Origin of the sequence: Dyella marensis, from assembly GCF_900112865.1 — a bacterium.
GTDB lineage: Bacteria > Pseudomonadota > Gammaproteobacteria > Xanthomonadales > Rhodanobacteraceae > Dyella_D > Dyella_D marensis_A.
In genome coordinates, this window is the sequence record NZ_FONH01000001.1 from 540,843 (window position 1) to 564,765 (window position 23,923).

The following is a 23,923-nucleotide window of genomic DNA, read 5'->3' on the forward strand; positions in this document are numbered from 1 at the left end:
TCCGAATAGACTGTGCACGCCTCACTACACCGGGAGAATCCATGAACACCAAGCAGTTCCTCGTCCTGCCCCTGGCAGCGGCGCTCGCCTTCGCCTCCATGGCCGCCACCGCGCAGTCCTCCGCCCCCCGCCGCCCGGCGGTCGATGCCGGCGGCACGCTCAACGGCAACGTGCTGATCCGCCGCGACGGCATCTTCCTGCGCTGCACCCAGTGCGGCACGGTGGAATCGATCGAGCGCAACGTGACCCAGGGCGCCGACCACGGCACCGCCGGCGCGATCATCGGCGCGGTCGCCGGCGGCGTGCTGGGCAACCAGGTCGGCAAGGGCAACGGCCGCAAGGCGGCGACCGTGCTGGGCGCGGTGGGCGGCGGCTTCGCCGGCAACCGCATCGGCCGCGGCGGCACCAACGAAAGCTTCCTGTTGCGCCTGCGCATGGGCGACGGCAGCTACAGCAACGTCACCGTGCCGGATGCCAGCGCGATCCGCGAGGGCGATATCGTGCAGGTGGATCCGGACGGTAACGTCGTGCGCATTCAGTAAGCCTGAAAGCATGGTTTGAATGGCGCGGCCGGTGGCGACACCGGCCGCGCTTTTTTGTGTCCATGGTGTCGAAGGCCCGCCTGCGCACCGGCCGTCATCCTGGCGCAGGCCGGGATTCAGTAGCGACACGGCCGCGATTCTGGCGTGGAACTCAAAGGGTGTTGCTGTTGAGCCTTTTCGCAAAAACCGATCAATGACGCTACTGGATCCCGGCCTGCGCCGGGATGACGCTGGGTGCGAGGACGCAGCAACCGTCGTTTCGTTCGCGTCACTCAGGACGCGCGGCGTGCCTGCACCAGCTTCGCGGCCACGGCGTCGAAGAAAGCCTCCGGCAATACCGCGCGCACCGGCACGGCCCAGGCCTGTGGCGGCGCGAAGGCGGCGCATTTCACGGCGTCCTTCTCGGTCATCAGCACCGGCAGGCTGTCGCCGAAATCCAGTTCGCCGGGCGCATAGGCATGGTGATCGGGAAATGGATGCGCCAGCACTTCGATGCCGCGCGCGCGCAGGTCGTCGAAGAAGCGCTCCGGGTGGCCGATGCCGGCCAGCGCGTGCACGGGCTGGCCGCGAAACGCGTCGAGCGTCTGCACGGTGGCGCCGTGCAGTGCGCGCGCCATGCCGCCCTCGAGACGCATCGGCACTTCATCCGCTGTTGCATCGCCGCCGTTGCAGACACGGAAATCCACTTCGTCAAGGCGCGCCAGCGGCTCGCGCAATGGGCCAGCCGGGAGCAGCCGGCCGTTGCCGAAACGCCGTGCGCCGTCGATCACGCAGATCTCCACGTCGCGGCGCAGGCGGTAGTGCTGCAGGCCATCGTCGGCCAGGATCACATCGCAGCCGGCCTCGATCAGCAGGCGCGCGGCCGCAGGACGGTCGCGCCCTACCGCCACCGGCGTGCCGGCGGCATGGATCAGGCAGGGCTCGTCGCCGAAACGCGCGGGATCGGGGCGCTCGCCGAGCAGCGCGGGGCTCGTTTCCGTGCCGCCATAGCCGCGACTCACGACGCCGGGCCGGAAGCCGCGCGCGCGCAGGGCCTCGACCAGAGCGATGGTCAGCGGCGTCTTGCCGGTGCCGCCCACGCTGACGTTGCCGACCACCACCACGGGCACCGGCAGGCGCACGCTGGACAACCAACCCATGCGGTACTGGCGGCGGCGTAGCCGCGTCACCCCGCCGTACAGCGCCGCCAGCGGCGCGGTCCACCAGGGCGCCGCGCGCTTGCCGTACCAGGCCTCCGCCAGCGTGTCGGCCAGCGCCATGGCGGCTTCAGTCGCTCGCCGCGTCGTGGAACTGCATGCGGTGCAGCGCGGCGTAGTGGCCGCCCTCGGCGAGCAGTTCCGCGTGCGTGCCGCGCTCGACGATGCGGCCCTGGTCCATCACCGCGATCTGGTCGGCATGCTCGATGGTGGACAGGCGATGCGCGATCACCAGGGTGGTGCGGTCGCGCATCAGGCGCTGCAGCGCCTGCTGGATCAGGCGCTCGGATTCGGTATCCAGCGCGCTGGTCGCTTCGTCCAGCACCAGGATCGGCGCGTTCTTGAGGATGGCGCGCGCGATCGCGATGCGCTGGCGCTGGCCGCCGGACAGCATGTTGCCGCCCTGGCCGATCTGGCTGTGGATGCCCTTGGGCAGGCGCTGGATGAATTCCATCGCATTGGCCGCTTCGGCCGCCGCGACGATGTCCTTCTCGCTGGCGCCTTCCAGCTCGCCATAGGCGATGTTTTCCGCCACCGTGCCGTCGAACAGCACCACGCTCTGCCCCACCCAGGCGATCTGCCTGCGCAGCGAGGCCAGGGTGTAGCCGGCGTAGTCGAGGCCGTCCAGCGCGATGGCGCCCGCGGTGGGTTCGTAGAAGCGCGGCAGCAGGCTGACCAGGCTGCTCTTGCCGCTGCCGGAGCGGCCCACCAGGGCGGTGACCGTGCCCGGGCGGCAATACAGATCGACCCCGCGCAGCGCCTCGAAATCGTTGCGCGGATAGGTCAGGCGCACGTCCTCGAACACGATGTCGCCGCGGGTGCGCTCGAGCACGCGGGTACCGGTGTCGACTTCCGGCGGCATGTCGATGATGCCGAACAGGTCCTCGCAGGCGGCCACGCCGCGCTGCACGCTGGCCTGCACGCCGGTGAGGCGCTTGAGCGAAGGCAGCATGCCGCCCATCGAGGTGAGCACGGTGATGAACACGCCGGGCGAGATGCTGTCGATCACGTCCGGCCGCGTGCCCAGGTACACCAGCAGGGCCAGCGCGAACGCGGCCGCGGTCTGGATGGTGGCGCTGGAGAACGCGCTGGTCACCGACACTTTCAGGTTCAGCCGCTTGGAATGCTCGGTGACCTGCTCGAAGCGTTCCGCCTCGCGCTTCTGGCCGCCATAGATGCGCACCTCGCGATTGGCACCGACCGATTCCTCGACCGCGCCGGTCACCGAACCCATGGTGCCCTGGATGCGCTTGCTGATGGTGCGGTAGCGCCGGCTGACCACGGTGACGATCAGCACCACTGCCGGCACCATGATCAGCAAGGCCATGGTGAGGTAGGCGCTGGTCGAGAGCATCACGTACATCATGCCCACGATCATCAGGCCCTCGGTGACCGCCACCTTCAGCGCGTCGGTGGAGGCCTGCGCGACCTGTTCGCTGGTGTAGGTGATGCGCGACACCTGCTGGCCGGAATGCTCGCTGCCGAAGAACGCCGCGGGCAGGCGCAAGTAGGCGTCGAATACGTCGCGGCGGATGTTCTGCACCACGTTGCGCCCGATATAGGCGATGCCGTAGTCGTTGAGCACGATGGCGATGCCGCGCAGCACGAACAGCCCGATGATCCAGATCGGCATCCAGAAGATCAGGTAGGCGTCCTTGTGCGCGAACAGCTCGTCGATCATCGGCCGCAGCAGCTTGGTGAACGCCGCCAGGCAGCCGCTCTCCAGCGCCATGCCGAGGATCGAGACCATGCCCACCACCCAGTAGCGGCGGGTATAGCCGAGCAGGCGCTTGTAGGTCCGCCAGGTCGCGGCGTCCCATACGGAGGCTTTCTTGGCGCTCACTTGCCTACGCTCACTTACCTGGGCCCGCCTGGGTCGGCGTGGTGGCGATGGAGAGCTTGGTGAAACCGAGCTGGCCCAGTGCATCCATCGCGGTGACCACGTTCTGGTGCGGGGTCATGGCGTCGGCGCGGATGGTCACCTGGCGCTCGCGGTCGTCGCCGGCGATGTTGGCGATGGCCTGCTTCAGCGGCTCGATGCCCTGCCCCAGCACCTCGTCGGTGCCGACGTAGTAGTGGCCGTCGCGATCGACCACGATGGTCAGCGCGGGGGCCTGCATATCGCGCTCATCGGCGCTTGCCTTGGGCAGGGTCACCTGCATCCGCGTGTGCTGGACGAAGGTGGTGGTGAGCACGAAGAACATCAGCAGGGTGAGCAGGACGTCGATCAGGGAGATCACGTTGATCTCGAAGTCGTCCTGCCGGCGGTCGTTGCCGATACGCATGCCGGATCAGCCCGCGGTCGACTCGGCGGCGCGGCGCGGACGCGACGGCGCCGGTGCGGCGACGGTCAGCTCGTCCAGCAGCGCGGTGGCCTGCTTTTCCATTTCCACGCAGTAGCCGGCGACCCTGGAACGGAAATAGCGGTGCAGCACGTAGGCGGGAATCGCCACCACCAGGCCGGTGGCGGTGCAGATCAGTGCCTCGCCGATGCCGCCGGCCATTTTCAGCGGATCGCCCACGCCGCCCTTCATCACGTCCAGGAACATGCGGATCAGGCCGACCACGGTGCCCAGCAGGCCGAGCAGCGGGCCGATCAGCGCGATGGTGCCGAGCGTGTTGAGGTAGCGCTCCATGTTGTGCACCACGTGGCGACCGGTGTCCTCGATGCGCTCCTTGATCAGCTCGCGCGGACGGTTGCGCACGGCCAGCGCGGCGGCCAGCAGTTCGCCCAGCGGCGAGCCGTTGGCCAGGGTGGCCAGATGACCCGGATCGAGCTGGCCCGAGCGCGCCCAGTTGCGCACTTCGTCGCCCAGGCCGGGCGGCAGGACCGACTTGCGGCGCAGGGTCCAGCAGCGCTCCAGCACGATCGCCAGCGCGATCGCCGAACAGATCAGGATGGGCAGCATTGCCCAACCGCCAGCCATCAGGATATCCAGCACGATTAACCCACCCATGCGATCGAATTGCAGGCGCGCATCATAGCAGTCCCTTTCCGCGGTTCCGCGGCGCCCGTGGTAATTACGCGACGCGTCGCACATGGCGCGAGAACGGCGCCGCGGCGGACCTATTCACGCCAGTAGCGGAACCGGTGCCGGCGCCATGCACGGACCATGTGCGGCGGCGCATCGGCCGGAAAATCCACCTCGATCGCGCCCTGCTCCGCCGTGTTCAGCATCGGCACCCGGAATGCCGCATAGCGCTGTGCCACCAGCGGATGCGGATGACCGAAGCGGTTGCGCCAGCCGGACGAGACCAGGGCGAGGACCGGCGCGAGCCCGCGGACCAGGTCGGGGCCTGACGAGGTGCGGCTGCCGTGGTGCGGCACCTGCAGCACCAGCGGAGGCCCGGTGCCCACGGCGGCGGGCAGGCCACGCTCCGCCGGCAGGCCGATGTCGCCGGTCAGCAGCACGCGTCCGCCCGTGCCTTCCGCCAGCAACACACAGGAACGGTCGTTGCCGCGCGCCGCCGCTGCGCGCGCCGCCGGGCCGAGCATGCGGAAGCGCACGCCGTCCCAGTTCCAGGACTGCCCCGCCGCGCAGGGGACCGTGGCGATCGGCATGCGCTCCGGTTCGCCGCCCAGCCGCGCCGCCGCCGGATGAGCTTGCGCGACGGCGGGCGCGCCGCCGGCGTGGTCGTTGTCGGCGTGGCTCACCACCAGCAGGTCCAGTCGCGCGATGCCCAGCGCGCGCAGCGACGGCAGCACCGCCGCCTCGCCGAGGTCGAAATCGGAAGGAAAGCGCGCGCCGGCATCGAACACCAGAGCGTGCTCGCGTGTGCGCAGCACCACCGCCAGGCCTTGCCCGACGTCCAGCATCCACAGCCGGAACGCGCCGGGTTGCGGGCGTTGCACCGGTGGCCAGGCCAGGGGCAGGAACAGCAGCGCGCCCAGCCAGCGCATCGGCGTGCCACGCGGAAGCAGCATCCAGCCGGCGCCGAGCAGGGCCAGGCCCAGTGCCCACGGCCTTGCCGCCGGCACGTAGACCTGCGCGCCGGGCCACCCGGCCATCCGTTCGAACAGCCACCACAGTCCCGCGCACAACCAGCCGGCCGCGACCAGCACCGGCCCGGCCAGCGGTGGCGCCATCAGCAGCAGCGCCGTGCCGAACAGGGTCAGCGGCACCACCAGGAAGCTCACCAGGGGTACCGCGAGCAGGTTGGACAGGGCGCCGACCAGGCAAGCCCCGCCGAAGAACCACAGGCTCAACGGCAACAGCGCCACCGCCATCACCGCCTGCGCCAGCGTCAGTTCGCGCAGTGCGCCGCGCCAGCCCTGCGCGCGTGGCGACAGGCTGTAGATCAGGAAGGCCACGCCCGCGAAGGACAGCCAGAAACCGGCGCTCAGCACGGCCAGCGGGTCGGCGGCGAGCATGGCCAGCAAGGCCAGCGCCAAGGCCTGTGCGGACGACACATGGCGCCGCGAACAGCGCGCGAGCGCGACCACCGCGATCATCAGCAGCGTGCGCACGGTGGGCAGGCCGAAACCGGCCAGCGCGCTGTACAGCGCGGCGCACAGCAGCGCCGCCAGGGCCTGGACCTGCCGCCGCGGCACGCGCAGGCCGAACCCGGGCCAGCACGCATACGCCAGCCGCGCCAGCCAGACGCCCGCCACCGCCGCCACGCCGACATGGAAGCCGGAGATGGCGATGAGATGCGAGGCGCCATTGGCGCGCGCCAGCTCCCAGTCGCGCTGGGTCAGGCCACGCGTATCGCCTATCGCGAAGGCGCGCAGCAAGGCGGCCGAACGCACATCGGCGACGCGGCGCTCGATACCGTCGGCGATCGCCGCGCGCCAGCCGTCGACGCAGAACATCCGTACGCCCGTGCTGCGATTGGACGCATCGTCACGCACATAACCCGTGGCGACGATGCCCCGCTCCAGCGCGCTGCGCTCGCCATCGCCGCCGCCGGGATTGACCAGGCCGCGCGGCCGCTTGAGGCGCAGCGTCAGATGCCAGCGTGCGCACGGAACGATCGCGGGAACGGCCTTGCCGCCGGCGGCGTACCAGGCCAGGCGCAGGCGGCCGTCCAGCGCGACGGGTTCATCGCCCACGGCGGCCCGCTCGACGGTGAGCACGAAGCGCGTCGCTTCGGCGCGCACCTGCGGCAGGCCGCTCACCGTGCCCGTCACGCTCAGATCGCGTCCTTCCAGTTCGCGCGGCAGGCGCGATTCCATCGCCCGCACGCCGCACCAGGCGGCCCAGGCCGCGCCAAGCAGCAGGAAGGCCACGCCGCGCGCTTGCGCCGACGACCACGCAAGCCATGCCGACAGGACGAGCACCGGCAGCAGCCATCCCTGCGTCGGCAGTACCGGCATCCATTGCACCGCCAGTACGCCGGCAAGAAACGCGGGCGCCAGCCAGATCGCTGCTTGTTCGCGCACCGTCGCCGTCCATCCGTGGGGATGGCTCAAGTTAACCGGGCGAAGTACGAAGCGAATCCGAAAACGATGTAGGCATCGACCGATGCAGCGCGTCGGCCGATGCCCGGATCAGACAGCCCCGATCAATGCGCGGGACGTTCCCGCAGCACGCCGTTATGCAGCTCCAGCGTGCGATCCATGCGCGCGGCCAGGCGGGTGTCGTGGGTGACCAGCACGAAGCTGGTGCCGATCTCGCGATTGAGCTCCAGCATCAGCTCGTACACGTGATCCGCATTGCCTTCGTCGAGATTGCCGGTGGGCTCGTCGCCCAGCACGCAGGCCGGCCGCGTCACCAGCGCGCGCGCCACCGCGCAGCGCTGGCGTTCGCCGCCGGACAGCTCCGCCGGCTTGTGCGCCAGGCGCTGGCCCAGGCCCACGCGGCCGAGCAGGTCGGAGGCCTGCTTCTGCGCCTGCGGAATCGGCGTGCCGCGGATCAGCAGCGGCATGCACACGTTCTCCAGCGCGGTGAACTCGGGCAGCAGGTGGTGGAACTGGTAGATGAAACCCAGCGAGCGGTTGCGCACACGCCCGCGCTCGGCGTCGGACAGCGCGGACAGCAGCTGCCCTTCCACTTCCACCTCGCCCTTGGTCAGCGTGTCCAGCCCGCCCAGGATGTGCAGCAGCGTGCTCTTGCCGGAGCCGGAGGCGCCGACGATGGCCAGCGTCTCGCCGCGCTTCAGCGCGAAGCTCACGTCGCTGAGCACGTCGGTGTGCAGGCCGCCTTCCTCGTAGGTCTTGGCGATGTGGCTGGCGCGCAGCACGATGTTGTCAGTCATGGATTTACTCATAGCGCAAGGCCTGCGCAGGCTGCGTGCGCGAGGCCCGCCACGCCGGATAGAGCGTGGCAAGCAGCGAGAACAGGAAGGTCACCAGCGCGACCTTGGCCACGTCGTCCATCTGCAGCTTGCTGGGCAGCTCGCTGATGTAATAGACGTCCGGCGACAGGAACGTGGTGTGGAAAGTGCGCTCGATCCACTTGACGATCTGCGGCAGCCGCCACGACAGCAGCGAACCGAGCGTCACGCCGAAGCCGATGCCGACGAAGCCCACCAGCACGCCCTGCACCATGAACATGCCCATGATGCTGCGCGGCGTGGAGCCGAGCGTGCGCAGGATGGCGATGTCGGCCTGCTTGTCGGTGACCAGCATCATCAGCATCGAGATCAGGTTGATCACCGCGACCAGGATGATCAGCGAGAGGATGATGAACATCACCTTCTTCTCCATCGAGATGGCGGAGAAGAAATTCGCGTGGCTGTCCATCCAGGTATCCATGCGGTAGACCTGGCCCAGGTGATTGGCCAACTCTTTCGCCACGGGCCGCGCGTTGAACATGTCGTCCAGGCGCAGGCGGATGCCGGTGGGGCCGTCGATGCTGTTGAGGCGCGCGGCGTCCTGCATGCTGACCAGGGCCAGGTTCGAATCGAACTCCTGCATGCCCAGCTCGAAGATGCCCGCCACGGTGAAGCTGCGCAGGCGCGGCACGCTGCCCATCGGCGTGGCGCGGAATTCGGGCACCGCCATGGTCACGTGGTCGCCCATCGCCACGCCCAGCGACATGGCCAGCTCGCGGCCCAGCACAATGTTCCACTTGCCCGGCTGCAGCGCGTCGAGCTTGCCGTCGATCATGTGCTTGTCGATGTCGGAGACTTTCGGCTCCTGCGCCGGATCGATGCCGCGCACCAGCGCACCGCTGGAACGGCGCGCCTGCAGGAAGGCCTGCGCCTCGACGTAGGGCGCCGCGCCACGCACGTGCGGGTTGGCTTCGGCGATCTGGATCGCGCGCTGCCAGTCCTGCACGCTCTCGCCGGCCAGGCCCGACACCGTGGCATGCGAGATGGCGCCGAGGATGCGCGTGCGCAGTTCGTTGTCGAAGCCGTTCATCACCGACATCACGGTGATCAGCGCGGTGACGCTGATCGCGATGCACACGATGGAGACGGTCGAGATGAACGAGATGAACTGGTTGCGTCGCTTGGCGCGCGTGTAGCGCAGGCCGATGAAAAGCTCTAGCGGTCGGAACATGGACGGGTCGCTCGTGGGATTCGTTGGGCTGGCCGCCCAGGCATCGCGGAGGGCGCGATCGATAGTGCCGTAGTCGGCTGGATCAGACCGCGACGCCGCGGCAGAGTGCCCCAAGCCCTGCGGTTCGGCAAGCTGGCACTCAGCACGCGGCGGCCAGGCGCATGCGCAGGCGGCGGCGCAGGTCGGCGTCGCTGTTGTCCGGCGCCAGCAGCAGGTTCACCGCAGCGCCCGATGTGGGCTGCAGGCGCAGCCACAGGCAGTCGCCGAGCGCGCGGGAGGACAGCAGCGTGGCCGGCGTGTCGGCGCAATGGGCGTCCCGCAGCGTCCAGCCGCCATCCGCGGCCCATCCGGCCGAGCGGATCGGCGGTTGCCGCCAAGCGCGCCATGTCGGCGGCAGGGCCACCGCCAGCGCGGCGGTCAGCGCAAGCGCGCACCACCACGGCAGGGCCGACAGCCAGCCGGCCGCCGCGGCCAGCAGCGTCATCCCGGCGCAGGCCCTGCCCCAGCCGCGCGATGGCGCGTATTCAAAGCCGATGGCGGGCGCGGATGTCATCGATGATCGCCTGCCAGTCCTCGCGCGGGGCCGTGGCATGGCCCATCACCCAGTCCCACAGGTCCGGGTCCTGCACGTCGAGCAGTTCGTCGAAGGCGGTGCGCGTGGCTTCGTCGGCCTGGGCGAAGCGCTCGTCCAGCCAGCCGCCGAACAGGGCGTCGAGCTCGCGCGTGCCGCGGCGGGTGCGCCAGCGCAGGCGCTTGATGCGGGCTTCGTCCATGGCGGTCATCGCAGCAGGGGTCGAAAACGACATGGCCCGCGGCGAGCCGCGGGCCATGTGGACGGGACGGAACTCGCCGTCAGGGCGAGCGGCGCTCCACGATCAGCTTCTTGATCTCCGCGATCGCCTTGGCCGGGTTCAGACCCTTCGGGCAGGTGCGCGCGCAGTTCATGATGGTGTGGCAGCGGTACAGCTTGAACGGGTCTTCCAGGTCGTCCAGGCGGGCGCCGGTGTCTTCGTCGCGCGAGTCGACGATCCAGCGGTAGGCCTGCAGCAGGATGGCCGGACCCAGGTACTTGTCGCCGTTCCACCAGTAGCTCGGGCAGCTGGTCGAGCAGCAGGCGCACAGGATGCACTCGTACAGGCCGTCGAGCTTCTTGCGGTCCTCCGGCGACTGCAGGCGCTCCTTGTCGGCCGGGGCCGGGCTCTGCGTGCGCAGCCAGGGCTTGATCGAGGCGAACTGCGCGTAGAAGTGCGTGAGATCCGGCACCAGGTCCTTCACCACCGGCATGTGCGGCAGCGGGTAGATCTTGACGTCGCCGGAGGCGCAGTCGGAGATCGCCTTGGTGCAGGCCAGCGTATTGGTGCCGTCGATGTTCATCGCGCAGGAACCGCAGATGCCTTCGCGGCACGAACGGCGCAGCGTGAGCGTCGGATCGATCTCGTTCTTGATCTTCAGCAGGGCGTCCAGAACCATCGGGCCGCACGCGGCCAGGTCGACCTCGTAGGTATCGATGCGCGGGTTCTGCCCGTCTTCCGGCGTCCAGCGATAGATGCGGAAGGTGCGGGACTTCTTCGCGTCCTTGGCCGGATAGTGCTTGCCCGGCTGGACCTTGGAATTTTTAGGTAGCGAAAATTCTGCCACGATCTTGTCTCCAGTCCGGTATCAGTAAACGCGCTTCTTCGGCGGCACCACTTCGACGTCCGAGGTCATGGTGTACATGTGCACCGGACGGAAATCGAAGTTCGCCTTGCCGTGGTCGTCCACCGACACCAGCGTGTGCTTCTGCCAGTTGGCGTCGTCGCGCTCCGGGAAGTCCTCGCGGGCATGCGCGCCGCGGCTCTCGGGGCGCTGCTCGGCCGAGTACATGGTGGCCACCGCCTGGCCCAGCAGGTTGGACAGTTCCAGGGTTTCGATCAGGTCGGAGTTCCACACCAGCGAGCGGTCGCTGACGCCGACATCCTTGAACGAGTCGTAGACCTTGGAGATCTTGTCGCAGCCTTCCTTCAGCGATTCGCCGGTGCGGAACACCGCCGCGTCGCTCTGCATGGTGCGCTGCATTTCGGCGCGGATCTTTGCGGTCGGCAGGCTGCCCTTGGCGTAGCGCAGGCTGTCGAAGCGGCCCAGCGCCTGGTCCAGCGCGCTGGCCGGCAGATCCTTGTGCGGCGCGCCCGGCTTGACGATCTCGGCGCAGCGATGCGCCACCGCGCGGCCGAACACCACCAGGTCGAGCAGCGAGTTGGAGCCCAGGCGGTTGGCGCCGTGCACCGACACGCAGGCCGCCTCGCCGATGGCGAACAGGCCCGGCACCACCGCGTCGACGTTGTCGCCGCGCTTCTGCACCACTTCGCCGTGGTAGTTGGTGGGGATGCCGCCCATGTTGTAGTGCACGGTCGGGATGACCGGGATCGGTTCCTTGGTCACGTCCACGCCGGCGAAGATGCGCGCCGACTCGGCGATCCCCGGCAGACGCTCGTGGATCACGCCGGCACCCAGGTGCATCAGGTTGATGTGGATGTGGTCCTTGTGCTCGCCGACGCCGCGGCCTTCGCGGATTTCCATGGTCATGGCGCGGCTGACCACGTCGCGCGAGGCCAGGTCCTTGGCGTTGGGCGCATAGCGCTCCATGAAGCGCTCGCCGTTGGAGTTGGTGAGATAGCCGCCCTCGCCACGCACGCCCTCGGTGATCAGGCAGCCGGAGCCGTAGATGCCGGTCGGGTGGAACTGCACGAACTCCATGTCCTGCAGGGCCAGGCCGGCGCGCAGCACCATGCCGCCGCCGTCGCCGGTGCAGGTATGCGCCGAGGTGGCGCTGAAGTAGGCGCGGCCGTAGCCGCCGGTGGCCAGCACGACCGCGTGGCCGCGGAACACGTGCAGGGTGCCTTCGTTCATGTCCAGCGCGAGCACGCCGCGGCACACGCCTTCTTCGTCGAAGATCAGGTCGGTGGCGAAGTACTCGATGAAGAACGTGGCGTCATGCGCCAACGCCTGCTGGTACAGCGTATGCAGGATGGCGTGGCCGGTACGGTCGGCCGCGGCGCAGGTGCGCTGCGCGGTGCCCTTGCCGTAGTGCGTGGTCATGCCGCCGAACGGACGCTGGTAGATCTTGCCTTCCTCGGTACGCGAGAACGGCACGCCGTAGTGTTCCAGCTCGATGATCGAGGGGATGGCCTCGCGGCACATGTACTCGATCGCATCCTGGTCGCCGAGCCAGTCGGAACCCTTGATGGTGTCGTAGAAGTGGAAGCGCCAGTCGTCCTCGCCCATGTTGCCGAGCGCGGCCGAGATGCCGCCCTGGGCAGCCACGGTGTGCGAGCGGGTCGGGAACACCTTGGTGATGCAGGCGGCCTTGAGCCCCTTCTCGGCCAGGCCGAACGTGGCACGCAGGCCCGCGCCGCCGGCGCCGACCACGATCACGTCGTACTTATGCTGTTGAACCTTGTAGGCTTCCATCGAACTCACACTCCCAGAGCCACGCGCACCACGGCCAGCACGCAGGCCAGCGCGCCCAGCACGGCGACGAACTTGATCAACACCAGCGACACCACTTCGAGCCAGCGGGTGTGCACGTAGTCCTCGATCACCACCTGCAGGCCGAGCACGGCATGCCAGAACGCGGTGACGGTGAAGGCGATCAGCAGCAAGGCGTTCCACGGCCTGGCCACGGCCGCCTTGGCGGTGGCGTAATCGGCGTGCAGCGAGCACAGCACGAAGGCCACGAACCAGATGCCGAGGAAGACCAGGCCGGCGGCGGTGAGGCGCTGGGTCCACCAGTGGCCCACGCCCGACTGGGCCGAGCCCAGGCCGCGTGCGCGCTTGAGCGGATTGCGCAGATCCTTGGGGTCGGCGCTCATGCGGCACCTCCGACCAGCACGTAGGCCCAGACCAGCACCGTAAGCAGCAGGCTGCCGATCACCGACAGCCAGCTGGAACGCACGAACTGGGCGATGGCATAGCCGGCGCCGGCGTCCTGCACCAGGTGGCGGATGCCGTTGCACAGGTGGAAGAACAGCGCCCAGCTCCAGCCGAACATCAGCACCAGCCCGATCGGGCTGCCGATGCAGGTCTTGAATTGGTTAAAGCTGCTCTCGCCGCCGGCGAGGGCGAGCAGGCCCCACATGATCAGCAAGGTGCCGACCGCCAGGGCGATGCCGGTGGCGCGATGCAGGATGGAGGTCACCATCTGCACTTGCCACTTATATATCTGCAGGTGGGGAGAGAGCGGTCGTCGCGTGTCTGCCATGGCGGCTATCCTGTGTGGAATCGCTTATGTCCGTCGCCGTCCCATGGCCACCATGCCGACGCGTCACGCGCCGGCGCGGCGGTCAGAAGTCGATGCAGCGCCCGTTCTTTTCCCAGTCGCCGTAGCGGGTGGGGTCGGGCGCCGGCGGCTCCGCCGGAACCTTGCCTGGTTCCTTGCCCGCAGGCATGGACGTGTCCTCCGCCGGAGCGGAAGCAGGCTTGGATTCGGACTGGGGCGAGGTATCGGACATGGTTTCAGTAAGCCGGCGAAGGTTAATACTTGCGTTAAAACGGCACAACCTTGACGACCGCCGCTCCTGCTGACCCAGGACCTCGCCCTGCCCTCCTTGCGGATGCTCCGGCCCGCCCCCATTCGTTCCGCCATGCCTGCGACCTTCCAAGCCGAAACCCTGCTGCTCGAAGGCGACGACGCCATCGCTTTCGCGCAAGCCCAATTCAGCGGCAATGCCGCCGAGCTCGCCGTCGGGCGCTGGCAGTTCAGCGCCTGGCTGGATGCCCAGGGGCGCGTGCGCGCGCTGTTCCATCTGGCCAGGTTGAGCGAGAAGAGCCTGCTGCTGGTGCTGCGTGGCGGACGCGCCGAACCGTTCGCCGATGCGCTGCGCCGGTTCGTGTTTCGCTCCAAGGTGAAGCTGCAGGCATTGCCTGCGCGCGCGCTCGGCACGGTGGAAGCGATGGAGTCGCATACGGTCGAACAACGCGACGATGCGATCGTGCTTGGCGGCGGCACGCACGGCTGGTCGATCGGTGCGCGCGAAGACGACACATGGCGTGCCGAACAGATTCATCTCGGCTGGCCGTGGCTGCCCGACGATGCGCTCGACGCGCTGCTGCCGCCGGCGCTGTCGCTCGAACGATTGCAGGCGGTCGCCTTCGACAAAGGCTGTTATCCAGGCCAGGAAATCGCCGCGCGCCTGCACTTCCGCGGTGGTCACAAGCGGCATATGCATTGCGTCGTATTGTCGCAAGCCCTGCCGCCGGGCAGCGTATTGCGCGACGAACAAGGCGATGTCGCGCTGGTGCTCGACAACGTGTCGGCGAACAACGTCCATACCGGACTGGCGATCGTCAACGATGCGCTCGCCGAACAAGGAAAATCTCACGCACTGAGATGGAACGACGACATCATCGACATCGAATTGCGCGAACGCTGGCCCGCATGATGCGGACAACATCGCTGCTGCATCAGCGACGTTCTTGCGATTGTGAGCACAACGTGAACCCGACAGGCGCGGCACTTGCCACGAACCAGACCTGCCACTAGGCTCCGCCGGTCACATTCGACGGACGTCCGCTTGACGGATGTCCATACGCGACGAACCGGAGGGGTCCGGATCCAGGCGCGACCCGGCTGATAACGCCGGAGGAACAACCGCCCACCGGGCGGCACAAGTTGCAGGCCACCGAGTCCCCAGGGAGATTCGGACAAGCGCCACGCAGCAGTATCGAGCGGCATCGGAACAGCCGCTCAACGCCACATTCCGTGGCAAACCGCAACGACCACAAGTTTCGGTCGACGCGTGTTCAATCCAGGTGGAACGGCCTGCCCGCCCGTCCATCGCAACGGCGTACCTGTCCAGCAGCACCGGATCGGCGCGTACAGCACGTTGGAGGCAGAATGAAACTTTCCATGCTGTTGTGGCTTGCGTCCGTGCTGCCCCAACCCCTCGCCGACCAGACCTGCCTGGCGACGACGGTGTATCTCGAAGCCCGCAGCGAGTCGACCATCGGCCAGTTCGCCGTGGCCGAAGTAGCGCTCCGCCGCCGCGATCGCGGCACCTGGGGCAAGAACGTGTGCGAAGTGGTCACCGCGCCACGGCAGTTCGCCACCACCACCACCGCCAGCACGTTCGAAGTAACCGACCTCGCCGCCTGGAGCAAGGCGTGGAAGGTTGCCGGCGACTCCATCGTCAACTGGAGCCTGCCGATGAACGAGCGCATGGTCTATGTGCCGCACGCCGATCATTTCGCCACCACCTCCGTGGCGCCGGCATGGAGCACCAGCCGTGTCGTGCGCACCATCGGCGAGCATGCGTTCTACGCCGTCAACTGATCCGACAGAACCAGGCAATAAAAAAAGGCCCTCGCTAGCGAGGGCCTTTTCGTTTGGACGTCCAGACGTCTATACGTCAACGGCGATACACGCGGTTGTTGCGGATCTCCACGTAGTCGCCCTGGCGGATCTGCGGATCGTCCGCCTGGGTCACCGTCGCATAGCGGCCGTCGTCGAGGCGGACCGAGATCTGGAAGGCCTGGTCCGGCTGACCGTTGCGCTTGCCCACCTCGTTGCCGACGGCGCCGCCGGCCACCGCACCGACCACGGTCGCCGCGGTGCGGCCGTTGCCCTTGCCGACCTGGTTGCCGAGCAGGCCACCGGCGACGGCGCCGATCACCATGCCCAGCGGCGAAGCGCTCTTGTCCACGTTCACCACGCGCACGTCCTCGACGGTGCCGCACTGCACACAACGGCTGGAGCGGTAGCCCCCGTCGTTGTAGCCGCCACCGCCACCGTAGTAACCGCCCGAACGCGGCGGCGGCGAGGCGCAGGCCGCCAGCAGGGCGAAGCAACCGGCAAGGGCCGCCGTGGCCAGACGTTTGCTGAGCGTAGTGTTCATGGTGCGGTCCTCCTCAAGAAGAAAGGTCAATGGGCGGCGTCGGAGACGGCAACCACACCTTCCTGCACCTGCACGCGATCGCCCGGATCGTGATCCATGCGGATCGTGCGGGTCACGCCGTTGTACTCGTAGGCCACGTCGTAGCCGACGATCTTGTCGCCGCCCTTGCCGGCCACCGTGGTGCAGCGGCGCTGGGTGCTCGAGACGGTGTTGTTCTCCTGGCGGTTCTTCTGGATCTCGTGACCCGCGTAACCGCCACCGATCGCGCCGGCCACCGTCGCCAGCGTGCGGCCCTTGCCGCCACCGACCTGGTTGCCGAGCAGACCGCCCGCCACCGCACCGATGGCGGTACCGGCGATCTGATGCTGATCCTTCACCGGTGCGCGCTGCGTGACCACTTCGTCGTGGCAGACCTGCTGCGGCGCGCTGGCCTGGTCGCGCACCGGCGTGACGCTGACCACGCGGGCGTACTTGGGACCTGCGGCCGCGGACTGCGACTGCGCGGCCATGCCACCCACGCCGCCATCGGCATTCGCGTCGCGGTTACAGGCCGTGAGGCCCACCGCAAGCACGGCGCCGAGCCCCAAGTTAAGCGCGGAAATGACGAACCTGCTCATAATGCTCTCCTGGATGGATCACTGGCGCACCCCGCGCCATTCGAAGGCGATCCGTAGTGAAATCATTGAACCCTCGGTCAACTGAATGTTGGCTAGACCGAGCCGCCCTATCCTAGCCCTGTTAGCCGCCCATTCCTGTGATCGATCTAACCGATAGCCACGCCCACCTGGATGACAGCAGTTTCGACCCGGACCGTGCGCAGGTCCTGCGCCGGGCGGCCGAGGCCGGTGTGCGCCGCATCGTCGTGCCCGCCATCCATCGGAACTCCTGGGCCGGCATCGAACGGCTATGTGCCGAGCACCCGCAGGCCCTGCCTGCCTATGGCCTGCACCCCATCTTTCTGGAACAGCATCGGCCGGAACATGTCGCCGAGCTGACGCAGTGGCTGAAGGATCACTCCGCCGTAGCCGTCGGTGAGATCGGCCTGGATTATTTCCTCGAAGACCTCGACCGCGAACAGCAGCGCGCCTACTTCGAACAGCAGCTGCACGTAGCGCGCGAATTCGACCTGCCGGTGATCGTGCACGCGCGCCGCGCGGTGGACGAAGTGACCGCCACGCTACGCCGCATCGGCGGGCTGCGTGGCGTCGTGCACAGTTTCTCCGGCAGCGAACAGCAGGCCGAGCAACTGTGGCGCCTGGGCTTCCATCTCGGCATCGGCGGCCCGGTGACCTACGAGCGTGCGCAGCGCCTGCGCCGCATCGTCGCCGGCATGCCGCTCGAATACCTGCTGCTGGAAACCGATGCGCCGGACCAGCCCGGCGCCGGCCAGCGCGGGCAGCGCAATGAGCCTGCGCACATCGCCGAAGTGCTGCGCGTCGTCGCCGGACTGCGCGGCGACAGCGAAGCCAATATCGCCGCGGCGACCACCGCCAACGCCGCGCACCTGTTCCGGCACGCCTGAGCTCACTTGCAACCCGTCGCGGGCGGCTGCTAGCCTAATAGTTCATTGAAGAAATATTTCCTGGTGAAATGTTCGGACTGATCGACCGCATCGAGCGCATGAACGCCGGCATCCACCATGCCAGCGAGAACGTGCCCGGCCTGCCGGTGCAGGAGGCCGTGCTGCTGCGCATGCTGCTGATGACCGGCAATGCGGTGGTGGAGGAAATCGAGCGCATCCTCAAGCCGCATGGCCTCAGCGACAGCGATTTCCGCACCCTGATGATGGTCTACACCGCTCCCGGCGGCCGCACCTCGCCAAGCGAGCTGTGCGGCTATGCGCAGCAGAGCCCGACCAATATGACGCGCATCACCAATGTGCTGGTGAAGCAGGGTTTCGTCACGCGCGCATCCAGCGACGAGGACCGCCGCCGCGTCGAGCTGAGCATCACCCCGGTCGGCCGGCGCTTCGTGCGCAAGCTGCTGCCCACGCTTTTTCCCCGCATTCACGGCGCTTTCGCGAGCCTCAGCGCCGCCGAACAGAAGACCCTCGAACACCTTCTGCGCAAGGTGGCCGCCAATATCGATCAACTCATCGGATCGGACCCCCATCCATGATCGCTTCTCCTCTCAAGCGCCCCTTCGGCCGACGCGCCGCGCTGGTCGTCGCCGTCGCCGTGGCCCTCGCCGGCTGCGCGATTCCCGCCAAGGTGCAGCATCCGACGCTGCGCGACGAAGTCCCGCTGGCCGGCCTCGAAGCCCCCGCCCGCGCCGGCTGGCCGGCCGCCGACTGGTGGCGCCAGTACCAGGACCCGCAGCTGGACGACCTGATCGAGCGCGCCATGAAGGGCTCGCCCGACCTGGCCCAGGCGCAGTCGCGCCTGGAATCGGCGCAGCAGTCGATCCGCATCGCCGCCGCCCAGGCGGGGCTCAGCATCAACGGCAGTGCGCAGGTACAGCGCCAGCGCATGAGCGAGAACGGGCTGATCCCGTCCAAGTTCCTGGGCTTCACCTGGTACAACCAGGGCGACCTCGGCGTGCAGGCGCAGTACGACTTCGACTGGTGGGGCAAGCGGCGCGCGCAGATCGACTCCGCCGTCGACCAGGCCCGCGCGGCCGAGGCGCAGCGCAGCGCCGCCGCGCTGGCGATCCAGAATGCGGTAGCGGATACCTACTTCGGTTGGCTGGCCGATGAAGCGCGCATCGACGTCGCGCGCAAGCAGGTCGACACGCAGAACCAGTACGTCCGCGTCGAGGACCTGCGCGTACGCCAGGGCGTGGACCTGCCCGACGATGCGCAGAAGGCGCGCATCCAGCAGGCCTCCGCGCGCGAGCTGCTGGTCGCGCTGGAAAGCTCGGCGAAGATCCGCCAGAGCGCGCTGGCCAGCCTGCTCGGTGTCGCGCCCGCCGAACTGCCCACGCTGACGCCGCGCGCGCTGCCGTCGATCGACGGCGGCCTGCCCGCCAACATCGGCACGGACCTGATCGCGCGCCGCCCCGACATCGCCGCCAGCCGCTGGCAGGTCGAAGCCGCGCTGAAGCAGACCGATGCGGCGCGCGCCGAGTTCTTCCCCGACATCAGCCTGTCGGCGATGGCGGGCCTCTCGAGCATCGATCTCGACAAGATGTTCAACGCCTCCAGCCGCGTGTTCGCGCTGACGCCTGCGCTGCACCTGCCGATCTTCAACAGCGGCCTGCTGCAGGCGAACTTCCGCGCCAGCAAGGCGCAGCTCGACGCCGCGGTGGCGCAGTACAACGGCACCGTGCTGTCCGCCGCGCGCGATGTCTCGCTGCAGAGCCTCACCGCCCAGCAGCTCGCCGCCCGCCGCCAGGAACAGGCCGCGCAGATCGCCGCCAACCAGAGCCTGCTGGCCAGCGCGCAGGCACGTGCACGCCAGGGCGTGCGCGACATCCGCGAGTCGCTCGGCGCGCAGGGCCAGCTGCTGCAGGCGAACGACGATGCGCTGAGCCTGCAGGCGCAGGCGCTGTCCACCGACCTGTCGCTGATCAAGGCGCTGGGCGGCGGTTACCGCGTCGCCGGCGATGCGCAGCCCGCCTCCTCTTCTTCTTCGAACTCCACCTCGACCGCCATTTCCGGAGACGCCGCTCATGAGCGCCACTGATTCCGCCACGCAGCAGGACGACAACGACAGCGGCCTGGCCGCGAAGAACCCGGGCAAGCGGCGCCGTGCGCTGCTGATCGTGGTGCTGGTCTTCGTGGTGCTGGGACTGGGCTGGTTCCTGCTGTGGCTGCTGGTGTTCTCCAAGCGCGAGACCACCGACAACGCCTATGTGGGCGGCAACCAGGTGGCGATCTCCGCCCAGGTGCCCGGCACCGTGGTGGCGATCCTCGCCGACGACACCCAGCGCGTCGACGCCGGCCAGGTGCTGGTGCGCCTGGACAGCACCGACGCCGACGTGCGCCTGCGCCAGGCCAGCAGCGCGCTGGCTCAGGCCGTGCGCCAGGTGCGCCAGCAGACCGATTCGGCCAGCAGCGCCGACGCCGCCGTGGCCGCCCGCCGGGTCGACCTGAAGAAGGCCCAGGCCGACCTGCAGCGCCACCTGCCGCTGCTGGCCGAACACGCCGAGGCGCCGGAAGTGGTGCAGCACCTGCGCGACGGCGTCGAGCAGGCGCAGACCGCGCTCGACGCCGCCGTCGCCCAAGCCAGCGCCTCGCACGCCGCCATCGAAGGCACCGAGATCGCGCAGAACCCGGCGGTCGAGCAGGCGCGCGCCAACTTCCGCGCCGCCTGGGTCGCCGCGCAGCGCAATGCGATTTTCGCGCCGGTGTCCGGCTATGTCGCCCAGCGCAGCGTGCAGGTCGGCAACAGCGTGCAGCCGGGCCAGCAGCTGATGACCGTGGTGCCGCTGCACGACCTGTGGATCGACGCCAACTTCAAGGAAAGCCAGCTGCGCCACATCCATATCGGCCAGCCGGCGAAGATCGAAGCCGACGTCTATGGCGGCGGCGTCGAATATCACGGCAAGGTGGTCGGCGTGGGCGCCGGTACCGGCAGCGTGTTCTCCCTGCTGCCGGCGCAGAACGCCACCGGCAACTGGATCAAGGTGGTGCAGCGCGTGCCGGTGCGCATCGCCATCGACAACCAGGACCTGGACAAGCATCCGTTGCGCGTCGGCCTGTCCACCGACGTGACCGTCGACATCACCGACGACCGCGGCCCGGTGCTGGCGCCGTCGCCGGCGCAGACGCCTACCGCGGAAACCAAGGTGTACGACCAGATGGCCGCCAAGGCCGACGCGGAAGCCGAGAAGATCATCGACGCCAACCTCAGCCGCGGCGAGAGCCGCTGAGCCTGACGCCCCATGGCCGCCACGCCCAATGACGCCGCTCCGCTGAAACCCCTGCAGGGCGGCGCGCTCGTCCTGCTGACCATCGCCGTCGCCTTCAGCACCTTCATGGAGGTGCTGGACATGACCATCGTCAACGTCGCGGTGCCGCATATCGCCGGCAGCCTCGGCGTGAGCTCCAGCGAAGGCACCTGGACGATCAGCTCCTACGCCCTGGCCAGCGCGATCATGCAGCCGCTCACCGGCTGGCTGGCGCGCCGTTTCGGCGAAGTGAAGACCTTCATCGCCTCGGTCGGCCTGTTCGTGGTGTTCTCGATGCTGTGCGGCCTGGCCACCAGCATGCCGATGCTGGTGATCGCGCGCCTGCTGCAGGGCGCCGGCTCCGGCCCGATGGTGGCGCTGTCGCTGACCCTGCTGCTGTCGAGCTATCCGAAGGCCAAGCAAGGCATCGCGCTGGCGATGTGGGCGATGACGGTGGTGGTGGCGCCGATCTTCGGTCCCATTCTCGGCGGCTGGCTTACCGACAACTTCTCCTGGCCGTGGATCTTCTACATCAACGTGCCGGTGGGCGCGCTGGCGGCGGTGATCACCTGGGCGCTGCTGCACAAGCGCGAGACCAAGACCTTCAACACGCCGATCGACATCGTCGGCCTGGTCCTGCTGGTGGTCGGCGTGGGCTGCCTGCAGTTCATGCTGGACAACGGCAACGACAACGACTGGTTCTCCTCCACCCTGATCACCGTACTGGGCATCACCGCGCTGGTGTGCATCGTGTTTCTCATCGTGTGGGAGATGCACGCCAAGCATCCGGTGGTGGACCTGTCCCTGTTCAAGCGGCGCAACTTCACCGTGGGCGTCACCGCCCTGTCGCTGGGCATGATGGCGTTCTTCGGCATCAACGTGGTGTTTCCGCTGTGGCTGCAGACCACGCTGGGCTACACCGCGACCTGGGCCGGCCTGGCCACCGCGCCGGTGGGCATCCTGGCCTTCCTGATGTCGCCGGTGATCGGCGCCAACATCAACCGCATGGACCTGCGCATGGTGGTGACGGCGGCGTTCCTGGTCTTCGCCGGCACCTCGCTGTGGTTCTCCAGCTTCGACAGCTCCGCCTCGTTCGCCACCCTGGTGCTGCCGCGCTTCGTGATGGGCGCTGGTATCGCCTGCTTCTTCATCCCGCTGAACCAGATCTACCTGGCGGGGCTGCCGGGCGACCAGATCGCCAGCGCCTCGGGCCTGGCCAATTTCTGCCGCACCATGGGCTCGAGCGTGTCCACCGCGGTGACGGTGACGATCTGGCAGCACCGCGGCGAGTTCCACCACGCCATCCTCACCGAGAGCGTGTCGCCGGCCCATCCGGCCGCCACCCACTACCTGCAGGGGCTGGCCCAGGGCGGCCTGTCCGGCGCGCGCGGGCTGGGCGTGGTCGACCAGGTCCTCACCCGCGAGGCGCTGACCCTGGCGGTGAACGACGTGTTCTGGCTGTGCGCGGTGCTGTTCGTGGCGCTGATCCCGATGATCTGGTTCGCCAGACCGCCGTTCGGCAGCGCGGGCGGTGCAGCAGGCCACTAGCAGACCATTGATTGAGCACTAGCAGACCATTGATCCGGCTGGTTTCTGCAAGATCGATCCAAATTTTTGCTGCGCCCGAAGGTGCAGCAAAACTGTGCCCATCGCGACTGGTGCGGCGCAATACGTTCTGTTAGTTTCCGCCGCATGGCACAAACGATCCGCATCATTAAGAAGTATCCGAACCGTCGCTTGTACGACACGGAGATCTCCAGCTACATCACGCTGGAAGAGGTCCGACAGCTCGTGATCGACGGCGAAACCTTCGAAGTCCGCGACGCCAAGTCCGGCGATGACCTGACCCGCTCCGTGCTGCTGCAGATCATTTCCGAGCACGAGGAGAAGGGGCAGCCGATGCTGTCGCCGCAGTTGCTGAGCCACATCATCCGGTTCTACGGCGATTCGCTGCAGGGCTTCATGGGTCCCTACCTGGAGCGCAGCCTGCAGGTCTTCCTCGACCAGCAGCAGCAGTTCCGCAACCAGCTGAACAGCCTGCTCGGCCAGACGCCGTGGTCGATGCTCAACGACCTGACCCAGCGCAACATGGACGCGTGGAAGTCCATGCAGAGCGGCCTGATCGACGCCGCCACCCAGGCTTCCAGCGCGACCAAGCCCGGCGGCGCCAAGAAGTAAGCCTTCCGATCTTCCGCGCCGGCGCCCCGCTGGCGCCGGCGTTTCCTTGTGCAACAGCCGCTGCGGCACAACATGTGCTGCCGTGCGGCATGATCGAGTGAGCGCCCCATGACTCGTATCGCCATCGTTACAGGCGGCATCGGCGGCCTGGGCACGGAAATCTGCCGCCAGCTCGCCCTGGCCGGCCGCCAGGTGATCGCCGCCGACCTGCCCGCCCGCGCCGACCGCGTGGCGGCATTCCAGGCCGAGCTTGCCGACCTCGACGGCGCCGTCCGCTTCGAGCCGGTCGATGTCAGCGACTTCGCCAGCTGCAGCGAGCTGATCGCGCGCGTGGAAGCCGCCCACGGCCGCGTCGACGTGCTGGTCAACGCCGCCGGCATCACCCGCGACACCACCCTGCGCAAGATGGATCCGCAGCATTGGCAAGAGCTGATGCGGGTGAACCTCGACGGCGTCTTCAACATGTGCCGCCACGTGGTCGAAGGCATGAGCGCGCGCGGCTTCGGCCGCATCGTCAATCTCAGTTCCGTGAACGGCCAGACCGGCCAGTTCGGCCAGACCAACTACGCCGCCGCCAAGGCCGGCGTGCACGGCTTCGGCATGGCGCTGGCACGCGAGACCGCGCGCAAGGGCGTCACCGTCAACACCGTGTCGCCGGGCTATTGCGATACGCCGCTGGTGGCCAGGGTGCCGGCAGAGATCCGCGCGCAGATCCTCGAGGACATCCCCGTGGGCCGGCTCGGCTCGCCGGCCGACATCGCCCGCGCCGTGTGCTTCCTGGCCGCGGACGACGCCGGCTACATCACGGGCGCGAACCTGCCGGTCAATGGCGGGTACTTCATGAGCTTCTGAAGCCGGCGC

General features: G+C 68.3%; 26 protein-coding genes. 10 read left to right on the forward strand and 16 right to left on the reverse strand.

Annotated features, from left to right (window positions below; translation table 11 throughout):
• Positions 1-41 precede the first annotated feature (41 nt).
• Positions 42-542 (forward strand): outer membrane lipoprotein, encoded by a 501-nt coding sequence (locus tag BM172_RS22850; protein ID WP_051548470.1) that lies wholly within the window; start codon positions 42-44, stop codon positions 540-542.
• A 272-nt stretch (positions 543-814) separates the two neighbouring features.
• Here the strand turns inward: BM172_RS22850 and lpxK are convergent, their stop codons facing one another.
• The 14 genes from lpxK to BM172_RS22725 all read right to left on the reverse strand — a co-directional run bounded on the left by lpxK (position 815) and on the right by BM172_RS22725 (position 13,609).
• Positions 815-1,801: a tetraacyldisaccharide 4'-kinase gene (gene lpxK / locus BM172_RS02280; RefSeq protein WP_026634471.1), complete on the reverse strand. Its 987-nt coding sequence runs from the start codon at positions 1,799-1,801 to the stop codon at positions 815-817.
• Positions 1,802-1,808: 7 nt separating this feature from the next.
• Positions 1,809-3,581, reverse strand: coding sequence for a lipid A export permease/ATP-binding protein MsbA (gene msbA, locus BM172_RS02285; protein WP_035322851.1), 1,773 nt, complete (start codon positions 3,579-3,581; stop codon positions 1,809-1,811).
• A gap of 10 nt (positions 3,582-3,591) precedes the next feature.
• Positions 3,592-4,023, reverse strand: a complete 432-nt coding sequence (locus BM172_RS02290; protein WP_026634473.1) for an ExbD/TolR family protein — start codon at positions 4,021-4,023, stop codon at positions 3,592-3,594.
• A 6-nt stretch (positions 4,024-4,029) separates the two neighbouring features.
• On the reverse strand, positions 4,030-4,665 hold the full coding sequence (locus BM172_RS02295; protein WP_026634474.1) for a MotA/TolQ/ExbB proton channel family protein: 636 nt from the start codon (positions 4,663-4,665) through the stop codon (positions 4,030-4,032).
• A 140-nt stretch (positions 4,666-4,805) separates the two neighbouring features.
• Complete coding sequence (locus tag BM172_RS02300) at positions 4,806-7,121, reverse strand: DNA internalization-related competence protein ComEC/Rec2 (RefSeq protein WP_035322854.1); 2,316 nt, start codon at positions 7,119-7,121, stop codon at positions 4,806-4,808.
• A gap of 122 nt (positions 7,122-7,243) precedes the next feature.
• Positions 7,244-7,936, reverse strand: a complete 693-nt coding sequence (lolD, locus tag BM172_RS02305) for a lipoprotein-releasing ABC transporter ATP-binding protein LolD (protein WP_231504156.1) — start codon at positions 7,934-7,936, stop codon at positions 7,244-7,246.
• Positions 7,937-7,940: 4 nt separating this feature from the next.
• Positions 7,941-9,185 (reverse strand): lipoprotein-releasing ABC transporter permease subunit, encoded by a 1,245-nt coding sequence (locus BM172_RS02310; protein ID WP_026634477.1) that lies wholly within the window; start codon positions 9,183-9,185, stop codon positions 7,941-7,943.
• Between the two features lie 139 nt (positions 9,186-9,324).
• Positions 9,325-9,738, reverse strand: coding sequence for a hypothetical protein (locus tag BM172_RS02315; RefSeq protein WP_026634478.1), 414 nt, complete (start codon positions 9,736-9,738; stop codon positions 9,325-9,327).
• Positions 9,710-9,958 carry an FAD assembly factor SdhE gene (locus BM172_RS02320; RefSeq protein ID WP_026634479.1) on the reverse strand — a complete coding sequence of 83 codons (249 nt, stop codon included), beginning with the start codon at positions 9,956-9,958 and terminating at the stop codon, positions 9,710-9,712. The genes BM172_RS02315 and BM172_RS02320 overlap by 29 nt, the downstream gene beginning before the upstream one ends.
• Positions 9,959-10,037: 79 nt before the next feature.
• Positions 10,038-10,823: a succinate dehydrogenase iron-sulfur subunit gene (locus tag BM172_RS02325; protein ID WP_026634480.1), complete on the reverse strand. Its 786-nt coding sequence runs from the start codon at positions 10,821-10,823 to the stop codon at positions 10,038-10,040.
• 21 nt (positions 10,824-10,844) lie between these two features.
• Positions 10,845-12,632, reverse strand: a complete 1,788-nt coding sequence (gene sdhA, locus BM172_RS02330; protein ID WP_026634481.1) for a succinate dehydrogenase flavoprotein subunit — start codon at positions 12,630-12,632, stop codon at positions 10,845-10,847.
• A gap of 5 nt (positions 12,633-12,637) precedes the next feature.
• On the reverse strand, positions 12,638-13,033 hold the full coding sequence (gene sdhD / locus BM172_RS02335) for a succinate dehydrogenase, hydrophobic membrane anchor protein (protein WP_026634482.1): 396 nt from the start codon (positions 13,031-13,033) through the stop codon (positions 12,638-12,640).
• The gene (sdhC, locus tag BM172_RS02340; protein ID WP_026634483.1) at positions 13,030-13,422 is read right to left on the reverse strand and encodes a succinate dehydrogenase, cytochrome b556 subunit; all 393 of its coding nucleotides are present in this window, start codon (positions 13,420-13,422) and stop codon (positions 13,030-13,032) included. The genes sdhD and sdhC overlap by 4 nt, the downstream gene beginning before the upstream one ends.
• 82 nt (positions 13,423-13,504) lie before the next feature.
• Positions 13,505-13,609, reverse strand: a complete 105-nt coding sequence (locus tag BM172_RS22725) for a DUF1674 domain-containing protein (protein ID WP_231504157.1) — start codon at positions 13,607-13,609, stop codon at positions 13,505-13,507.
• A 195-nt stretch (positions 13,610-13,804) separates the two neighbouring features.
• On the opposite strand from BM172_RS22725, the gene BM172_RS02350 reads away from it, so the two are divergent.
• Both BM172_RS02350 and BM172_RS02355 read left to right on the forward strand, forming a co-directional pair.
• Positions 13,805-14,602: a CAF17-like 4Fe-4S cluster assembly/insertion protein YgfZ gene (locus tag BM172_RS02350; protein ID WP_026634484.1), complete on the forward strand. Its 798-nt coding sequence runs from the start codon at positions 13,805-13,807 to the stop codon at positions 14,600-14,602.
• Between the two features lie 455 nt (positions 14,603-15,057).
• On the forward strand, positions 15,058-15,492 hold the full coding sequence (locus tag BM172_RS02355; protein ID WP_026634485.1) for a cell wall hydrolase: 435 nt from the start codon (positions 15,058-15,060) through the stop codon (positions 15,490-15,492).
• A 76-nt stretch (positions 15,493-15,568) separates the two neighbouring features.
• Here BM172_RS02355 and BM172_RS02360 read toward each other — a convergent pair whose 3' ends face one another.
• Entirely contained in the window at positions 15,569-16,054 is a 486-nt protein-coding gene (locus BM172_RS02360) for an outer membrane lipoprotein (protein ID WP_026634486.1), read from the reverse strand.
• A gap of 26 nt (positions 16,055-16,080) precedes the next feature.
• Positions 16,081-16,671 carry a glycine zipper 2TM domain-containing protein gene (locus BM172_RS02365; RefSeq protein WP_026634487.1) on the reverse strand — a complete coding sequence of 197 codons (591 nt, stop codon included), beginning with the start codon at positions 16,669-16,671 and terminating at the stop codon, positions 16,081-16,083.
• Positions 16,672-16,808: 137 nt separating this feature from the next.
• Here BM172_RS02365 and BM172_RS02370 point away from each other — a divergent pair, with 137 nt between their 5' ends.
• The 7 genes from BM172_RS02370 to phbB all read left to right on the forward strand — a co-directional run bounded on the left by BM172_RS02370 (position 16,809) and on the right by phbB (position 23,914).
• The gene (locus BM172_RS02370) at positions 16,809-17,576 is read left to right on the forward strand and encodes a TatD family hydrolase (RefSeq protein ID WP_026634488.1); all 768 of its coding nucleotides are present in this window, start codon (positions 16,809-16,811) and stop codon (positions 17,574-17,576) included.
• Between the two features lie 68 nt (positions 17,577-17,644).
• Positions 17,645-18,172: a MarR family winged helix-turn-helix transcriptional regulator gene (locus BM172_RS02375; protein WP_026634489.1), complete on the forward strand. Its 528-nt coding sequence runs from the start codon at positions 17,645-17,647 to the stop codon at positions 18,170-18,172.
• Entirely contained in the window at positions 18,169-19,677 is a 1,509-nt protein-coding gene (locus tag BM172_RS02380) for an efflux transporter outer membrane subunit (RefSeq protein ID WP_026634490.1), read from the forward strand. Before BM172_RS02375 ends, BM172_RS02380 begins: the two co-directional genes overlap by 4 nt.
• The gene (locus BM172_RS02385) at positions 19,664-20,866 is read left to right on the forward strand and encodes an HlyD/EmrA/EmrK family protein (RefSeq protein WP_026634491.1); all 1,203 of its coding nucleotides are present in this window, start codon (positions 19,664-19,666) and stop codon (positions 20,864-20,866) included. The genes BM172_RS02380 and BM172_RS02385 overlap by 14 nt, the downstream gene beginning before the upstream one ends.
• A gap of 12 nt (positions 20,867-20,878) precedes the next feature.
• Entirely contained in the window at positions 20,879-22,432 is a 1,554-nt protein-coding gene (locus tag BM172_RS02390; protein WP_026634492.1) for a DHA2 family efflux MFS transporter permease subunit, read from the forward strand.
• 144 nt (positions 22,433-22,576) lie between these two features.
• On the forward strand, positions 22,577-23,062 hold the full coding sequence (gene phaR / locus BM172_RS02395) for a polyhydroxyalkanoate synthesis repressor PhaR (protein ID WP_026634493.1): 486 nt from the start codon (positions 22,577-22,579) through the stop codon (positions 23,060-23,062).
• Positions 23,063-23,170: 108 nt separating this feature from the next.
• Positions 23,171-23,914, forward strand: coding sequence for an acetoacetyl-CoA reductase (gene phbB / locus BM172_RS02400; RefSeq protein ID WP_026634494.1), 744 nt, complete (start codon positions 23,171-23,173; stop codon positions 23,912-23,914).
• Positions 23,915-23,923: the final 9 nt, after the last annotated feature.

Bases quoted from the DNA above. Each gene is read 5' to 3' on its own strand.
- BM172_RS02290 (WP_026634473.1), bottom strand. From the start codon at position 4,023: ATGCGTATCGGCAACGACCGCCGGCAGGACGACTTCGAGATCAACGTG.
- BM172_RS02375 (WP_026634489.1), top strand. From the start codon at position 17,645: ATGTTCGGACTGATCGACCGCATCGAGCGCATGAACGCCGGCATCCAC.
- BM172_RS02385 (WP_026634491.1), top strand. From the start codon at position 19,664: ATGAGCGCCACTGATTCCGCCACGCAGCAGGACGACAACGACAGCGGC.
- BM172_RS02350 (WP_026634484.1), top strand. From the start codon at position 13,805: ATGCCTGCGACCTTCCAAGCCGAAACCCTGCTGCTCGAAGGCGACGAC.
- phbB (WP_026634494.1), top strand. From the start codon at position 23,171: ATGACTCGTATCGCCATCGTTACAGGCGGCATCGGCGGCCTGGGCACG.
- BM172_RS02390 (WP_026634492.1), top strand. From the start codon at position 20,879: ATGGCCGCCACGCCCAATGACGCCGCTCCGCTGAAACCCCTGCAGGGC.
- lolD (WP_231504156.1), bottom strand. From the start codon at position 7,936: ATGACTGACAACATCGTGCTGCGCGCCAGCCACATCGCCAAGACCTAC.
- BM172_RS02360 (WP_026634486.1), bottom strand. From the start codon at position 16,054: ATGAACACTACGCTCAGCAAACGTCTGGCCACGGCGGCCCTTGCCGGT.
- sdhC (WP_026634483.1), bottom strand. From the start codon at position 13,422: ATGGCAGACACGCGACGACCGCTCTCTCCCCACCTGCAGATATATAAG.
- sdhA (WP_026634481.1), bottom strand. From the start codon at position 12,632: ATGGAAGCCTACAAGGTTCAACAGCATAAGTACGACGTGATCGTGGTC.
- BM172_RS02310 (WP_026634477.1), bottom strand. From the start codon at position 9,185: ATGTTCCGACCGCTAGAGCTTTTCATCGGCCTGCGCTACACGCGCGCC.
- BM172_RS02380 (WP_026634490.1), top strand. From the start codon at position 18,169: ATGATCGCTTCTCCTCTCAAGCGCCCCTTCGGCCGACGCGCCGCGCTG.
- lpxK (WP_026634471.1), bottom strand. From the start codon at position 1,801: ATGGCGCTGGCCGACACGCTGGCGGAGGCCTGGTACGGCAAGCGCGCG.
- BM172_RS22850 (WP_051548470.1), top strand. From the start codon at position 42: ATGAACACCAAGCAGTTCCTCGTCCTGCCCCTGGCAGCGGCGCTCGCC.
- BM172_RS02295 (WP_026634474.1), bottom strand. From the start codon at position 4,665: ATGGCTGGCGGTTGGGCAATGCTGCCCATCCTGATCTGTTCGGCGATC.
- BM172_RS02355 (WP_026634485.1), top strand. From the start codon at position 15,058: ATGAAACTTTCCATGCTGTTGTGGCTTGCGTCCGTGCTGCCCCAACCC.
- BM172_RS22725 (WP_231504157.1), bottom strand. From the start codon at position 13,609: ATGCCTGCGGGCAAGGAACCAGGCAAGGTTCCGGCGGAGCCGCCGGCG.
- BM172_RS02315 (WP_026634478.1), bottom strand. From the start codon at position 9,738: ATGACATCCGCGCCCGCCATCGGCTTTGAATACGCGCCATCGCGCGGC.
- BM172_RS02365 (WP_026634487.1), bottom strand. From the start codon at position 16,671: ATGAGCAGGTTCGTCATTTCCGCGCTTAACTTGGGGCTCGGCGCCGTG.
- sdhD (WP_026634482.1), bottom strand. From the start codon at position 13,033: ATGAGCGCCGACCCCAAGGATCTGCGCAATCCGCTCAAGCGCGCACGC.
- phaR (WP_026634493.1), top strand. From the start codon at position 22,577: ATGGCACAAACGATCCGCATCATTAAGAAGTATCCGAACCGTCGCTTG.
- BM172_RS02320 (WP_026634479.1), bottom strand. From the start codon at position 9,958: ATGGACGAAGCCCGCATCAAGCGCCTGCGCTGGCGCACCCGCCGCGGC.